Origin of the sequence: Brevibacillus brevis, from assembly GCF_001039275.2 — a bacterium.
Classification (GTDB): domain Bacteria; phylum Bacillota; class Bacilli; order Brevibacillales; family Brevibacillaceae; genus Brevibacillus; species Brevibacillus brevis_C.
In genome coordinates, this window is record NZ_CP030117.1 from 2323784 (window position 1) to 2338124 (window position 14341).

General features: G+C 48.2%; 14 protein-coding genes. 5 read left to right on the forward strand and 9 right to left on the reverse strand.

Going from position 1 to position 14341, the window contains the following annotated elements:
• Positions 1-6 precede the first annotated feature (6 nt).
• A complete protein-coding gene (locus AB432_RS11735) occupies positions 7-1128 on the reverse strand; it encodes a sensor histidine kinase (protein WP_048032432.1) in 1122 nt (373 codons plus the stop codon).
• Positions 1125-1811, reverse strand: coding sequence for a response regulator (locus AB432_RS11740; RefSeq protein WP_048035776.1), 687 nt, complete (start codon positions 1809-1811; stop codon positions 1125-1127). The genes AB432_RS11735 and AB432_RS11740 overlap by 4 nt, the downstream gene beginning before the upstream one ends.
• A 426-nt stretch (positions 1812-2237) precedes the next feature.
• Between AB432_RS11740 and AB432_RS11745 the strand changes: the two genes are divergently transcribed.
• Positions 2238-2642 (forward strand): DUF6223 family protein, encoded by a 405-nt coding sequence (locus AB432_RS11745; RefSeq protein WP_048032433.1) that lies wholly within the window; start codon positions 2238-2240, stop codon positions 2640-2642.
• A 212-nt stretch (positions 2643-2854) separates the two neighbouring features.
• Here the strand turns inward: AB432_RS11745 and AB432_RS11750 are convergent, their stop codons facing one another.
• On the reverse strand, positions 2855-4381 hold the full coding sequence (locus AB432_RS11750) for a carboxypeptidase M32 (RefSeq protein WP_048032434.1): 1527 nt from the start codon (positions 4379-4381) through the stop codon (positions 2855-2857).
• Between the two features lie 275 nt (positions 4382-4656).
• On the opposite strand from AB432_RS11750, the gene AB432_RS11755 reads away from it, so the two are divergent.
• Entirely contained in the window at positions 4657-6255 is a 1599-nt protein-coding gene (locus AB432_RS11755) for a peptide chain release factor 3 (protein ID WP_048032435.1), read from the forward strand.
• Between the two features lie 70 nt (positions 6256-6325).
• Entirely contained in the window at positions 6326-6922 is a 597-nt protein-coding gene (locus AB432_RS11760; RefSeq protein ID WP_048032436.1) for a histidine phosphatase family protein, read from the forward strand.
• Here AB432_RS11760 and AB432_RS11765 read toward each other — a convergent pair.
• The 3 genes from AB432_RS11765 to AB432_RS11775 are packed head-to-tail and all read right to left on the reverse strand — an operon-like array spanning position 6919 to position 9148.
• Positions 6919-7458, reverse strand: coding sequence for a GNAT family N-acetyltransferase (locus AB432_RS11765; protein ID WP_082195908.1), 540 nt, complete (start codon positions 7456-7458; stop codon positions 6919-6921). The two genes, AB432_RS11760 and AB432_RS11765, sit on opposite strands and share 4 nt — an antisense overlap.
• Positions 7459-8547: a M24 family metallopeptidase gene (locus AB432_RS11770; RefSeq protein ID WP_048032437.1), complete on the reverse strand. Its 1089-nt coding sequence runs from the start codon at positions 8545-8547 to the stop codon at positions 7459-7461.
• Between the two features lie 49 nt (positions 8548-8596).
• On the reverse strand, positions 8597-9148 hold the full coding sequence (locus AB432_RS11775; protein WP_048032438.1) for a helix-turn-helix domain-containing protein: 552 nt from the start codon (positions 9146-9148) through the stop codon (positions 8597-8599).
• 170 nt (positions 9149-9318) lie between these two features.
• Between AB432_RS11775 and AB432_RS11780 the strand changes: the two genes are divergently transcribed.
• Together AB432_RS11780 and AB432_RS11785 are read left to right on the forward strand one after the other, a co-directional pair.
• Positions 9319-10467 (forward strand): MFS transporter, encoded by a 1149-nt coding sequence (locus tag AB432_RS11780; protein ID WP_048032439.1) that lies wholly within the window; start codon positions 9319-9321, stop codon positions 10465-10467.
• A gap of 197 nt (positions 10468-10664) precedes the next feature.
• Positions 10665-11648 (forward strand): ABC transporter substrate-binding protein, encoded by a 984-nt coding sequence (locus AB432_RS11785; RefSeq protein WP_048032440.1) that lies wholly within the window; start codon positions 10665-10667, stop codon positions 11646-11648.
• 51 nt (positions 11649-11699) lie between these two features.
• Here AB432_RS11785 and AB432_RS11790 read toward each other — a convergent pair whose 3' ends face one another.
• From AB432_RS11790 to AB432_RS11800, 3 genes are read right to left on the reverse strand one after another with little or no spacing between them, the layout of a single operon-like run.
• Positions 11700-12494, reverse strand: coding sequence for a DUF817 domain-containing protein (locus AB432_RS11790; RefSeq protein ID WP_048032441.1), 795 nt, complete (start codon positions 12492-12494; stop codon positions 11700-11702).
• Between the two features lie 39 nt (positions 12495-12533).
• Complete coding sequence (locus tag AB432_RS11795; protein ID WP_048032442.1) at positions 12534-13337, reverse strand: alpha/beta hydrolase; 804 nt, start codon at positions 13335-13337, stop codon at positions 12534-12536.
• Positions 13334-14335: an ABC transporter substrate-binding protein gene (locus tag AB432_RS11800; RefSeq protein WP_048032443.1), complete on the reverse strand. Its 1002-nt coding sequence runs from the start codon at positions 14333-14335 to the stop codon at positions 13334-13336. Before AB432_RS11800 ends, AB432_RS11795 begins: the two co-directional genes overlap by 4 nt.
• Between the last annotated feature and the right edge of the window lie 6 nt (positions 14336-14341).

Consider the following 14341-nt stretch of genomic DNA (forward strand, 5'->3'; position numbering starts at 1 on the left):
AATTATTTAAATATCATGGCCTATAGGCAGATAAACGGTAAATACAGCGCCTTCGTCAGGCTGACTTTCAACGCGGATGAAACCGCCGTGGGCTCTTACAAAATGATGGACGATAGATAATCCGAGCCCCGTACCGCCTGTATGCCGCGAGCGTGCTTCGTCTACGCGGTAAAATCGATCGAATAGGTGGTGCAGATGTTCCTCCGGTATCCCGATGCCGGTATCGATCACCGAGACACGTGCAAAGAACGCATTCCGTTCAACGACCCGGTTTTCGATTTCAACCGTAATCTTCCCTTCACGTGGCGTGTAACGAATCGCATTGGTCAGCAAATTAAAGAAAACCTGCGTAATTCGTCTTGCATCGGCCATCACGGTAACCGGCCTTGTAATTGTATGAAGGCGAATGTCCAATCCATTTTCTTCTGCTTCGAATTTCAAGTCGTCCACGATTCGTTCTAGGTGTATCGTCAGATCGAGCGGTTTGCGATCGAGCGATAACTGGCCCGCTTCTGCCAACGACAAGACATGAAGATCATCTACAAGCAGGCTCATTCGGATCACTTCATCATGAATCCGAAGCAGCATTTCAGGCGGGACATGATGACCGGCCTGCTGATAATTCTCCAATTTAAGCTGCATAATCGACAGCGGCGTGCGAAGCTCGTGAGCAACATCGGCCACCAATCGTCTGCGGGTTTCTTCGGCTTCACGCAGACGAAACGTCATATCATTGAACGTTTGGCTGACTTTCCCATACTCATCTTTCGTGTCTACAGGTACTTTGACGTTCAAGTCGCCCTGCGCCACGCGCTCTATGGCGTCTATAAGCTTTTTGAGCGGGAGGGTCAGCACTCCCGATATCCAAAAAATAAAGGACAACCCGATCAAAACAAAAATGGACGCTCTAAGCAGTACGTTCAGCTCCATTTTGTCAAGGACATATGATTTTAATTTTTCGATTTGCTCTTCGGGCGAGGCGCTCAAATAGTTGTCATCGATTTGTTCCCTTTGAAATTGATCGAACAAGCCGCCTGTGTAAACTTGCGTTGTAAGGGAGATAGTGTTACCCACAATGAGCAAAAGCAGTCCCATAGCAAATATTTTCATCCGGACCGTCATCTTCATGAGCGTTCACCGAATCGGTAACCGAAACCATATACCGTTTGAATATATCGAGGATTGGCAGGATCGTCTCCCAGTTTGCGGCGAAGATTCCGGATATGGGAGTCCATCGTTCTTTCGTATCCCATGTATTCATCCGCCAAAGCAGCCTTTAACAATTGCAAACGGCTAAAGACAATGCCAGGACGACCCGCCAGTGTGAACAGAATTTTGAATTCGGTAGGTGTCAATTGGATTTCCAGACCGTCTTTGAATACCTGACATTTGGCCTCGGAAATGATCAAGTTGTCTCTTTCCAAGAACATCGACTTGTCTTCAGGTCCGCGTAAGCGGCGAAGTAAAGCTCGGATGCGCGAAGCGAGCTCGCGCAAACTGAACGGCTTCGTCAAATAATCATCCGCGCCGATTTCCAGACCGACGATTTTATCCGATTCATCCGATCGGGCCGTGACCATAATAATGCCGCATTGCAAAGTTTGCCTGATTTCGAGGCAAACGTCGATGCCGCTTTTCTCGGGGAGCATCCAATCAAGCACGATGAGATCAGGCCGTTCAGACCAGGCAATCATAAGCGCTTCCTTGCCAGTACAGGCGGTTAATATTCGGAACCCTTCACGTTGCAAAAAGGTCTGCATCTCCTCCAGCATGCCTGGTTCGTCCTCCACAAGCAACAATTTCGCTTCCATTCCCATCACATCTTTCCCTTTTAGTCTGCTTTCATTGACGAGAGTTAAATTGCTTACCGAAATAATACCGTGATTTGGAAGGTTCTTGAAGAAATCCACGCAAAGAGAGGAAGATCTGCATAAGTTCTCGATATTTGTTTTATAAACTGGCTGTGAAAGGAATGAGCAGTGGATTGTGTGTGATGTCGATTGAAAGGCGCTACTGGAACTAGGAGCTAAGGGGGGATTTATCCACCAATTACGTAACAATTGAGCTGAAATGGAGTGATGGTTATGAATGCTTAGGAATATTTTACACTTTATACACCTAAACGGCTTTGTCGAGACTCTGCGTAAAGCATGCCTACGCTTCCGCAATGATATTGATGAAATAAACATTGTAAGATTTTTATTCGGTTCGCAAAAAAAAAGAGGAGTAATTAGCAAATGAAAACGAAGCTAGTTTCATTCGGAATACTTTGTGCACTTTTGCTTGTTCCAACTATAGCCTCTGCTGAAGTAACCAACGGTAATGTCGTATACGGATTAACCCCCGGGCGACTCTGGGCCACGATGGACGCGGTGGTGGGGCTGATCAGTGCGGTCATCGGCGGGCTGTCTCTGGCCCGCTCCGCCGGTCGCTTCGGCACCGGATCAGGGAGACGCGGGGCCATCGTGGCTGCGGTGATGGCGTTGATCGTCATAGTTTACGCTGGGCTTCATCTGGCCAACTTTACCGGTGATTTCGGCACCGGTAGCGGGCGAGCCGGGGCCATTGTGGCCATCGTGATGGGGCTGACCGGCATGGTTCTCGCTGGGCTAACTTTGGTTCGCTCCCGCCGTTCCATCTGACCCGATCATGGTGCCCTATGCAGTGTTTCATGTCCTTCCTGGATGCTACCAATAACATCGAATGCTTGGAAACTAACGGCTATCGATCGTTCAAAAGAATTAGCCAGTCAAAACTGAACTGCACCTCTAACTGTTAGATGTGTCTGACAATTGGGGGGCGGTTCACGTGTTTGACTGGCTTTTTGTACGAAAGGATTGAGCAGTCGAGAAACTTATTTTTCTAGCTTGTATACGTCTGTGTATTTTTTCTCCAGATAATTCATCAAGTAAGTCGCATTTGTACTTTCGCCTGTAATTGCTTGAACGAGTTCACGAGGGCTCTTCATTTTACCGTACTGATGAATTTTTTCCTTGAGCCACTCACGGATCGGAGCGAAATCGCCTTTTGCGATCAGCTCTTCGTAGCCGTTGATCTCCCGCTCCATAACGTGGACGAATTGTGCCGCATACACATTACCCAGCGAGTAAGTAGGGAAGTAACCGATCATTCCGCCTGACCAGTGTACATCCTGAAGCACACCCAGTGCATCTGTCGGTGGCTCAACACCGAGGTATTCTTTCATTTTTTCATTCCAGATTTTTGGCAGATCAGCTACTTGAATGGTTTGATTGATCAAGCCTTTCTCGATTTCGTAGCGGATCATGACATGCAGGTTGTACGTCAACTCATCTGCTTCAGTCCGGATAAAGGAAGGAGTAACAGCGTTAACCGCACGATGCAGGTCTTCTACAGACACACCCTCGAATTGGGTAGGGAAAGCTTTTTGCAAGTCAGCGAAAAAGTGATTCCAGAACGGCAGACTGCGTCCGACCATGTTTTCCCAGTAGCGGGATTGAGATTCGTGAATCCCCATGGAGGTACCATCGCACAGAGGAGTGAACAGCAAGTCAGGATTGATATTCTGCTCATACATCGCGTGGCCAGCCTCGTGAATACAACTGAAGAGCGCAGAATTGAAATCATTTTCAGCGTAGCGCGTCGTAATGCGGACATCACCAGGGTTGAAGGTGGTGCAGAATGGATGAGCACTGCGATCCATGCGGCCAGACTTGAAGTCGTACCCGATTTTCTCGAGGATATAACGGCTGAATGTTTCCTGGTCTGCCACTGGGAAGTTTTTCGTCAAGAATGATGTGTCTGGTTTGTTCGGGGAGTCGGCGATCGCTTTTACCAGCTTGACCGTTTTCTCGCGCAAGGTGGCAAAGATCGGATCGAGCTGATCGACAGTCATACCAGGCTCATACATGTCCAAGAGGGTGTTGTACTTGTTTTTGCCGTCATGACCCCAATACTCGATGAACTCGAGCTGGAAGTTCACGATTTTCTCCAGGTACGGCTGGAACATGGAAAAGTCGTTGTTGGCACGAGCTTCTTCCCACACTGTTTCTGCCTTAGCGGTCAGCACGACGTACGCTTGATGTCTGTCAGCAGGAATTTTCCTGTTGCGGTCAAATTCCTTTTTGCATTCCAGCACACTATGACGGGTAATTTCATCCAATGTTTCGAGGACAGATGGCTCACTCAGCTCCGTCAAAAGCGCTTCCATTTCTTTAGACGTCGCCAGCTTGAATTGCTCGCCAGCCAATGTCCCGATGATTTCGGAACGGGCATCCATACCATTGCGAGGCGCTTGTGTAGCCTTGTCCCAATACAGAACGTTCAGCGCTTGCGTGTAGCTGGTTATTTTCTTCACATAGTCACGAAATTCGGCCGCACGTGTTTCCACAGTCGTTGACATAGGGTTCCTCCTATCGTTTTGTCATATCTTGGTAAACAATATGTAAGTCATGCAGTCAAAAAATTTTTACTACTGAAATATTATAACGGTTTTTAGGAAGCTTGGCTACGCAAAGCCTTGTACGTGGCCTTTGTTGCGCTTATACTATCATCCTTGAAATCATTATTTTTGCCGAAAGTAGATGAAAAATTACGAGGTGGATGCGGCAAGCATTTGTCGGTATAATCGTAGAGGAAACGAAAGTGTTACTTATTTGCGATGACAGGAGAATGAAGATGAGTCAATCCAATCCCCAATGGGAAAATGAGATAGCAAAACGCCGTACCTTCGCCATCATCTCCCACCCGGATGCGGGTAAAACGACAATGACGGAAAAGCTGCTCTACTACGGCGGAGCCATCCGTGAAGCAGGGATGGTCAAAGGGCGCAAAAATTCCAAGCACGCCACCTCCGACTGGATGGAGATCGAGAAAAAGCGTGGAATCTCCGTTACGTCCAGTGCGATGGATTTCGAATACAACGGACATCACATCAACATTTTGGATACACCTGGTCACCAGGACTTCAGTGAAGATACGTACCGCACGCTGACGGCTGCTGACGCTGCTGTGATGATTATCGACGTAGCAAAAGGGGTAGAAGCACAGACGATCAAGCTGTTCAAGGTCTGTCGGATGCGGGGTATTCCAATCTTTACGTTTGTAAACAAGCTGGACCGTCACGGTAAAGATCCATTCGAGCTCTTGGAAGAAATTGAGCGCGTACTGGGTATTCGTTCTTATCCAATGAACTGGCCGATTGGGATGGGCAGCTATTTCAGCGGCGTATTTGACCGCATGAAGTCTCGTGTCGAGATGTATCAAAGTAATACACAGCACGAGGACATTTCCTTTTTCCCTGTAGAGGGAGCAGAAGATCCACTGATCGGTGAGCGTGTCGGTCAAGAACTGTGGCAGCAATTGCAGGACGAAATCTCCCTGCTGGATGTTGCCGGAGATGAATACGATCCTGAACTGATCAACAAAGGGCAACTGACGCCTGTTTTCTTCGGTAGTGCCATCAATAACTTCGGTGTACAAACATTCCTGGACAACTTCCTGCAAATGGCACCAGCACCTTCTGCGAAGAAAAGTACAGAAGGCTTGATCGATCCGTATTCGAACGCGTTTTCCGGCTTCATCTTTAAAATCCAAGCCAACATGAATCCAGCTCACCGAGATCGCATCGCTTTCTTGCGTATTTGCTCCGGCAAGTTTGAGCGGGGAATGTCAGTCAAGCACGTCCGTCTTGGCAAAGACATCAAATTGGCACAGCCGGTACAGTTTATGGCACAGGACCGCGAAATAGTCGATGAATCGTTCGCGGGAGATGTCATCGGTCTTTTTGACCCAGGCATTTTCCAGATCGGCGATACACTCTGCGTCGGAAAATCGTTTGAGTACGAAGAAATGCCGCACTTCTCGCCGGAGTTTTTCTCCAAGGTGATGGTGAAGGACGCCATGAAGCACAAGCAATTCCAAAAAGGGATCATGCAGTTGACCGAGGAAGGAACGGTGCAGTTATTCCGTACCCATCCGATGGAAGAGCTGATTCTTGGCGTGGTAGGTGTACTGCAGTTCGAGGTACTGGAATACCGTTTGAAAGCCGAGTACGGGGTAGACATCATGCTGACGCGTATGCCGTATCAAATCGCTCGCTGGCTCGAAGGGGAGAAAGCAGACCTCGATGTTGTCAAGAACAGAACCGTTTCTGACCGTTATGGCCGTCCGGTTATGCTGTTTGAGAGCGAGTACCAGTTGCGTGTCGCGATGGATAAGTACTCGAATATCAAGTTCCACGAGAGTTCTCTTGGCTTGAAATCCGTTCATTCTTAATTGAAAAAGGAATTACAGGGCCTCCCGATCACGGTGAGGCCCTCTTTATCCCTCAGGAGGAGGCAATACAATGCAAATTTTGTTGATTCGACATGGACAATCCGAAGCTGACATTTTGAATGTACATGAAGGTAAGGCAGATTTTTCTTTGACAGAAGAAGGGCGTAAACAGGTACGGCTCATGGCAGCACGTGTTCTAGAGCAGTTTCCTCCAGAATTTATTTGGGCGAGCACACTCAAGCGAGCCAGTGAGACCGCCTCTATTTTGGCTGAGACAGTGGGTTGTCCGGTTCAGTACATACCCGAGCTGCAAGAGCACAATAATGGGGACCTGGCAGGCAAGCCCTTAGAGGAAGTCCCGTTTCCTTGGGGAATCTTGCCGCACGAAAAGCTGGGCGGAGATGGCGAGAGCAAGATTGAATTCCGCGCACGCGGGGAGCAAATCTATTCCGCAATCAGACATCTTAGTACTTCCTATAAAAGAATTGCGATTGTTTCCCACGGAGGCATGATCTCAAGAATCATCGAAAGCTTCTTGCAACTGCCTGTCTTGCACGACATTTACTTTGCCACAGGCGACACTGGTATCCACTTGTTGGAGTATAACGAATACGGACGTCTGATCCATTTCACCAATTCTACGACTCACTTGGACACCATAGCCTAGAATTCGATGGCAAAAAACCTGACCTCCTTCGTATCATTGGGAAGGGTGATCATCCCTTTTTCTTGCAGGCCGATTTTCTTTAGAAGATTGGCAGAAGACTCATTATCGGGGTTGGTGATTGCTACGATGCGCTGTAAGCCGACAACTTCTTTTCCGTGGGCAAGAACGGCAGAGGCTGCCTCATACGCGTAGCCTTTACCCCAGTATGCAGGCAGAAAGGCAAAACCGATATCAACATCCTCCAACGAATCTCTCTTAATCAGTCCACATAAACCGATCGGAACATTTCCTTCCTTCAGTTCTGTCAAATACAGACCAAAGCCAAGACTCTCGTACATTGCGACAGCACCATTCAAAATATAGTTGCGGGCGTCTTCCGTCGTACGAAGACCACGATTGCCAATAAATCGAATCCAAGAAGGTTCATTCATCAGTTTCAAGACAAAATCAGCGTCTTCGGCCGTTTGCCAGCGGAGGATGAGACGATCTGTTTCCAGCACTTTCAATGGAACGACACCAGCCTTTTCTTTTATCATTTATCCGAGGATTTGCAACTCTTTGGGAAAAGACGTCAATACTTCTACGCCATCCTTCGTGACGAGCACATTGTCTTCAATACGAATGCCACCGATCTGCGAATGATAAATGCCCGGTTCAATCGTGAAAACCATGCCTGGGATGAGTTCTCCTGCTGCCTGGCTGTGAACGTACGGGGCCTCATGAAGCTCCAATCCGATCCCGTGGCCTACACGATTGATGAAAAATTCTCCATAGCCCCGGTCCGCAATGACAGCTCGTGCAGCTAGGTCTACATCTGCGATCGGAGCCCCCGGGTGAACGGCCTGTATCCCGGCCAGATTCGCTTGCAAGACTGTATCGTACATGTCTAGCAATTCCGCACCCAGTTGACCAACTGCAAAAGTACGAGTCAGATCCGATACATACCCATCGACATACACCCCTGCGTCAATCAACAAAACTTCTCCTGCCTGAATCAGCCGATTCCCCGGGTCACCATGGGGCAGTGCTGCTTTTTCTCCAGCTAGTACAATCGTGGAAAAGGAAGGGCCTTGGGCTTTTAGCTTTTTCATCTGGTATTCCAGCTCTGCGACGACGTCCAGCTCCGTCATTCCTACGGATATCAGAGGGAGCGTACGGCGTAGGGATTCCTCCATCACCCAAATCGCTCGCTTGATAGTAGCGATTTCAGATTCATCCTTAGCCACGCGTATATTGCACAGCAATTCTCCGACATCTACTGCTTCTATAGCTTGCACGATCGATACGAGCGACTCATATGTTTTCGCTGTCAAATGGTTCTTCTCCACACCAATGTGAGAGAGGGGAGTCGGCAGCAAATGCTTGAGCACGGTTAGCGCATCCTGTGAATCGTCATGCGTGTAAATCATAATGGCAGGACAAGCCTCCCGTGCTTTTTCACCGTCCAGCAATGGAACGAAGAGGAAGGGGGACTCGCCTCTCACTAAAACGAGACCCATAAAACGTTCATGTGGCTCTGTCAAAAATCCGGTAAAATAGTACACGTTTTTGGGGTGCGTAATAATCAATGCGTCCAGGTTCCTGCTTTCCATATACGCGTGCAGCTTTTCCAATCTTTCCTGCATCCAGATCACCCTTTTTTATTGGTAGACAATGCGGAAACGACACGTTGCGTTAGGTTCTAAAAATAACAGGCGTCAAAACGGACAGGATCTCGGCTTCTTCAACAGTGGAAGGATTGTACCACGTATGAAGGAGAGAGGAAGGGAAGTGAATCGTGTCTCCTTGCTCGAGATGGTATTCCGTTTCGTCGACGACGATGGTGACACATCCTTTTACGACATAGTAAAATTCTTCACCGGGATGCTGAAAGGCGACATGCTTCGTCTGTCCGGGTGGCAACACGTTGAGGAGAGGCTCAAGCGCCCTGTCAGGAAAATTCCCACCGATTCGAACGTACTTCACAGGTGACCCTTCAATCTGCAACGTTTTACGCTTTGCTATGGGCGTGTGGTACGTGACATCTTTTTCTACTTCAAAGAAGTACGTAATGGGGACGCCCAGACATTCCGCAATTTTTTGCAGAGAAGTAATCGCGAGCGAGCTGTTACCACGCTCTACTTGCGATAAGAAACTGACGGAGAATCCTGATTTCTCACTTAAATCCTTTAATGTAAGCTCCTGCTGTATACGAAGCGCTCGTATTTTTTTGTAAACTTGCTCCAAAAAGTCACCTCCTGCACAAAATCGATTACAGTAATACAGTAAATATTACGGCAATACAAAATTAATTGCTACACTTATTCTGAATCTTCCTTCTTCTTTTTGTATCCTACTTGTACCATTCCCTTCATATACTGGGACAAAGACAGGCCGTTTGAGAGGAAGGGAATGCTTTGAGGGCTCTCTTGTTAGTGGTTTTGTTTCTGGTTGCCTTTGACATGCATGCGCAGACGCCTCTTCTTGCGCCGTATTTAAACGTATTGGGTGTATCCGCTGCGATGATCGGCTTCGTGCTCGGCGGTTATGCGATCAGTAATTTGACAGGAAACCTGCTCGCTGGCCCTTTTCTCGATCGCTATCCGAAAAAATGGTTTATTGCAGGTGGATTGATTTTGGCTGGGGTGATGCTGATTGGTCAAGGCATCGTGCAAAATACCGCGGGTTTCTTTACCTTTCGTCTGATGCTCGGGTTCTTGATGGCGTTTGTATCGCCTGCTTGTTCTGCCTTGCTCGGAGAAACAGGGAAGACGGCACTTGAGCAGGGCGAGATCATGGGCAAAAAGGGATTGGTCCTTACCTCGGCAGGTATCGTATCCCCGGCAGTCGGTAGCTTTTTGGCGGTGCAGTTCGGCTATGGTCAATCGTTCGTAATTCTTGGCTACATGATGATCATTGCTGGTGTTTTCGCATGGATGATGCTGCCGGATAGAGTAGAGGGAAGCACGCCATCCCCGCCACGGATCAAAGGTGGAGGCAAGAAGAGCCTTACCGCCATCCTGGAAAATCGAATGCTGTACCCTGCGTTTCTTGGGGGATTTGCGATCATTTACGCTCAGGGAACGATCATCTACGAAGTGCCCTTGCTCATCCAAAGACAAGGGCTGTCCCCGGCTGTTACTGGCATATTGTTCAGTTTGAAAGGATTGGGGGCCCTTGCGATTTTGTGCCAGTTTTGGCTACATCGTGTACCCGTTGAGACGAGAACATTTGCTGGATTGGGTGTGCTTAGCCTTCTTTTATACGCCCTCGCAATCGGTTTGGCGATTCCGATTCATGTGATGATGTTTTTCTTCGGTGCGTGCTTTGGGATGCTGTTCCCGGCTTTTGCGACCATTTTGACGGTACATTCACCCCGAGAGCAATACGGTAGCGTGTTTAGTATTTACTCAGCGGTATTGTCGATCGGTGCGGTATTGAGCCCAGTATTGGCAGGCTTGCTGGGGAATTGGCACCATTCGTACTTCATTGCGTTTTTTGTAACAGCCGGTGTTTGTCTGATTGGGGGACTGCATCGATTCTTGTTAAGCGGGGTTCCGCGATAAGGCTGCAAGACGGATAGAAGAGGGACTTTCTGCTTCGCAGGCAGGAGGTCTTTTTTCGTTTCGATAAACAAAAAGTTGAGCATCTCAGCATAATCCGCTATAATACCCATTGTGATTTTGATTATTATTCTCAATGTGATTGTGGTCGAGTTAGCAAGATTGGCTTGATGACAAGGCACAGATGGAGGAACAAACGCATGAAGAAAATAACGAAACATTCGATAGCCAGCATGGTATTAGCAAGCTTAGTGCTCATTGTGAGTGCTTGCTCTGGCCAGCAGAACCCTTCAAGTCCAGAGGCACAAGCGGGCAACAGCCAGACCGTGGCACCAGCGGCGGAATCTCCACGGGTACTGAAGGATGCGATGGGAAATGAAGTAACAGTCCCAGCTCAACCGCAACGCGTGATCGCTTCTTATCTGGAGGATCATTTAGTAGCGCTGGGAGTGAAGCCAGTTGCTCAATGGTCAGTAGGGAACAGCCAGGTACAAGGCTACTTGCAAAAAGAGCTGGCGGGTATTCCAGCGATTCCTTATGATCTGCCGCCAGAGGTCGTGATGAGCCACAGCCCCGACCTGATTATTTTGGAAAGCGCATCCCTGATCCAAGGGGATAAGTATAGCCAGTACTCGAAAATCGCTCCTACTTACACCATTGGAAAAGAAAAGAACAGCGATTGGCGTAAAGAGCTCCTGACAGTAGGAGAAGTCCTCAACAAGGGAGAAGAAGCGAAGAAAGTGCTGGCAGATTATGAGACATTTGCAACCGAGTCCAAACAAAAGCTGCATCAAGCGATCGGGGAAAAATCAGCGGCAGCACTGTGGATGACGGGGAAAAATGTGTACGTAGCACGTCAGGACTTGTCTAGCGGAGATGTCCTCTACAAGGACCTCGGGTTTAAGGCTCCTGCCATCGTTCAGGAAATCTCCAAGTCAGGAGAAGCAAACTGGAACGCGATCTCTATGGAGAAATTGGCTGAACTCGATGCCGAGTACTTGTTTATCGTAACCAGTAATCCAACTGCTGTGGAACAGCTACAAAAAGATCCAGTCTGGGCGAATATCCCTGCTGTGAAGAATGGAAATGCCTATACGTTTGCGAAAGATTCCAGTTGGCTGTACACAGGCGTCATTGCCAACCGCCAAATGATTGAGAATGTACTGAGCAACGTTAGTAAGTAAGAAGCGAAAGCCTATCCACCCTTTGACGTTTCGTAAGAGTGGATAGGCTTTTTACATGTGTTTCTTGCTATCATGGGACTGGGATCTTCTGGATTTTACGTGCTTCAATTCCGCCACGATAATGAAGCTCACGATGACAAGTAAAAACCACGAGCTGATTTTACTGAGATGCACGAGCTCCCAGCCTGCTTTTTGATTCGGATAATTCCAGGCGCCGAGGAACGTTGCTATATTTTCGGCAATCCAAATGAAAAAACCGATCAAAAAGTAACCAAGAGGGATGGGCATGAAAAATCGCTCGTTCGCGACGCTAAAATAAACACGTGTTTTCCAGAAGACAATGAAAATAGCTGCCATCAGCACCCAACGCAAATCCCAAATATAATGGTGGGTGAAAAAGTTCAGATAAATCATGGCGCCCAAAATGGTGGCGATAATCTGATTCGGCCAGCCAGAGAGAGAGACCTCAAGTCGGCGCCACGCTTGACATAAGTAGCTCGCGACACTGGCGTACATGAACCCACTGTAAAGAGGAACGCCAAACACCTTACTGTACGCATCCTCTGGATAGCTCCAAGATCCCATATGTACCTTGAATATTTCCAAGCACAGCCCGATTACATGAAAGACCGTGATAACCTTCAATTCGTCCCGAGACTCCAAGCCACTTTTCACCATGAAGATCTGGAAGAGTAGGCAGAGCAAAAGCAGGAGGTCATACCTCGGCAAACCAGGAATGGTGACGAGCTTGGATAAGGCCAATGAAGCAAAAATAAAGACTGGAAACAAGCAAGACATGGCTTCTTGATAGCCGAAATGAAGCAATAAACGAATATATCGTATCATTTGTCTGTCCTTTACGTTTACGAAAGTAGTATCAGAAGGCTAATCCGTAAGCACAAACCGCACAAGTCTATTAATAGCGGAAGGCAGCACGCTTACGTGGCCCTCATCTTCGAATTTGATGTAGCTCACTTGAACACCTTTGGTAACGAGTGGTTCCATGCGCTCGACGACCCGTTGTGCACCCTCGACCATGAAGGAAAGCTCATCACCGCCAACAATGACCAGCAGCTTTCGTTCGTAATCCCCTTTCCATTGGGCGATGAAGCGCTCTTGTTCCCTCAAAACCTCGTCGTTGCCCCACCAGATGGAAGGGCTGCCTGATACGATGTGAGTAAATAGCTTCGGACGCGAGAACATCGCATACAGTGTGAAATGACCACCCAAGGAGTGGCCGAAAATCGCCTGTTTGTTCAGATTTATTTTCCACTCGGAAGAAATAGCTGGCATTAGCTGCTGTTCAAGGAAATCGAGGAACAAATCAACTCCGCCATGCTCTGGCCACGGCTGCCCATTTGGTCGGTCAGGAAGCGTAGCTGCGTCCACAGGCATGGTCAGATCATAACAACGGCGGTCCATGTCAAAGGGGAGACGTGATGGATAGCCGATTCCTACAACAATGGCTGGGTTGAAGCCCTTGGGCTTACGGGTTTGCACCTTCACTGTCTCGGCAATCGTTCCAAACATCGCATCGCCATCCACAGCATAAATAACCGCATACCCTTCAGGAGGGGCCTCAGCTTCCGGAATCGCAATCATAATCCGATAGTCACGACCTTGGCTTGATTGCAGTGACCACTCTACACAATTACGAGGGGAGTAGCTGTTTTTCTCTATGATTCTCATTTTGCAATCAATCCTTTCACATCGTCAATGACTTTCCTATGTGCGATTAGGCCGCCACTTAACCAGTGATCTCCCTCTACTTTAAACGTACGACCGTTCTTCACAGCCTCCATGCTTTTCCACACAGGACTCTCTGTCAAATCTTTCTCGAACGTATCCCCCGTATTAGCGTCATTGATGAGGAAAATATAATCCGCATCCAAATCAGGCAAGCTCTCTAGTGATAAATGAATGTCACCGCCGGATACAACCTGGCTCGGCAAAAAGCCTAGCTCATTGGTAAGTACGTATCCACTGAAGAAATCGTATTTGATGAAGAACATCCCTCTGCCATTGAAGCGAATAATCGCTGCTTTTTTGCCTTGGATATGGGGGGCCAGCTCCTTTTTGGCTGACTCGACATGCTCCTTATATTTCTGCAAAGCTTCTCCAGCTTCCGCCGACTTGCCCAACAGATCGCCAACCACCCGTACGGAAGATTCCAGATCAGCATTTGCTTGCTTGAACACATACGTCGGAGCAATCATCTTATATTTATCATACACGCCGCTTTCGATATGGTTGGCATTGTGCAAGAGGATGAGATCTGGCTCATGGGCCATAACCGCTTCCGGCTCTGGAGGCAATCCACCTGCGAAGGTAATGGATGGAACATCTTTTAGCTGATCTTGCAAATACATTTTTGGTCTTGCGCCAGTTGACCACTGCACGACCGGAGCAACGCCTAATGCGACCAATGTATCTTCCAGATTGGGAGCGAATATTTTGGTAGGTGCGGCTGGTAATGTCACCTCGTTACCCATTTCATCTTTTAGTACCCGCGGGTAGGCAGGTTGTTCAGAAGAGCCTTTTGTCGATCCTTCAGCACTCTCAGTGGTAGACGAATTGGCCTTCTGCGTCACTGCCTCACTGCTTGCGTTGTTCCCGCATCCTGTTGCAAGTCCAGCAACGAGCATCGTCGTGGTCAGCATTAGCGCAAGGCTAGTTTTCTTTGTCATACTCGT

Excerpts from the sequence above, each read along its gene's own strand:
- AB432_RS11760 (WP_048032436.1), top strand. The coding sequence starts at position 6,326 with ATGCAAATTTTGTTGATTCGACATGGACAATCCGAAGCTGACATTTTG.
- AB432_RS11785 (WP_048032440.1), top strand. The coding sequence starts at position 10,665 with ATGAAGAAAATAACGAAACATTCGATAGCCAGCATGGTATTAGCAAGC.
- AB432_RS11795 (WP_048032442.1), bottom strand. The coding sequence starts at position 13,337 with ATGAGAATCATAGAGAAAAACAGCTACTCCCCTCGTAATTGTGTAGAG.
- AB432_RS11750 (WP_048032434.1), bottom strand. The coding sequence starts at position 4,381 with ATGTCAACGACTGTGGAAACACGTGCGGCCGAATTTCGTGACTATGTG.
- AB432_RS11770 (WP_048032437.1), bottom strand. The coding sequence starts at position 8,547 with ATGCAGGAAAGATTGGAAAAGCTGCACGCGTATATGGAAAGCAGGAAC.
- AB432_RS11740 (WP_048035776.1), bottom strand. The coding sequence starts at position 1,811 with ATGGAAGCGAAATTGTTGCTTGTGGAGGACGAACCAGGCATGCTGGAG.
- AB432_RS11800 (WP_048032443.1), bottom strand. The coding sequence starts at position 14,335 with ATGACAAAGAAAACTAGCCTTGCGCTAATGCTGACCACGACGATGCTC.
- AB432_RS11765 (WP_082195908.1), bottom strand. The coding sequence starts at position 7,458 with ATGATAAAAGAAAAGGCTGGTGTCGTTCCATTGAAAGTGCTGGAAACA.
- AB432_RS11755 (WP_048032435.1), top strand. The coding sequence starts at position 4,657 with ATGAGTCAATCCAATCCCCAATGGGAAAATGAGATAGCAAAACGCCGT.
- AB432_RS11745 (WP_048032433.1), top strand. The coding sequence starts at position 2,238 with ATGAAAACGAAGCTAGTTTCATTCGGAATACTTTGTGCACTTTTGCTT.
- AB432_RS11735 (WP_048032432.1), bottom strand. The coding sequence starts at position 1,128 with ATGAAGATGACGGTCCGGATGAAAATATTTGCTATGGGACTGCTTTTG.
- AB432_RS11790 (WP_048032441.1), bottom strand. The coding sequence starts at position 12,494 with ATGATACGATATATTCGTTTATTGCTTCATTTCGGCTATCAAGAAGCC.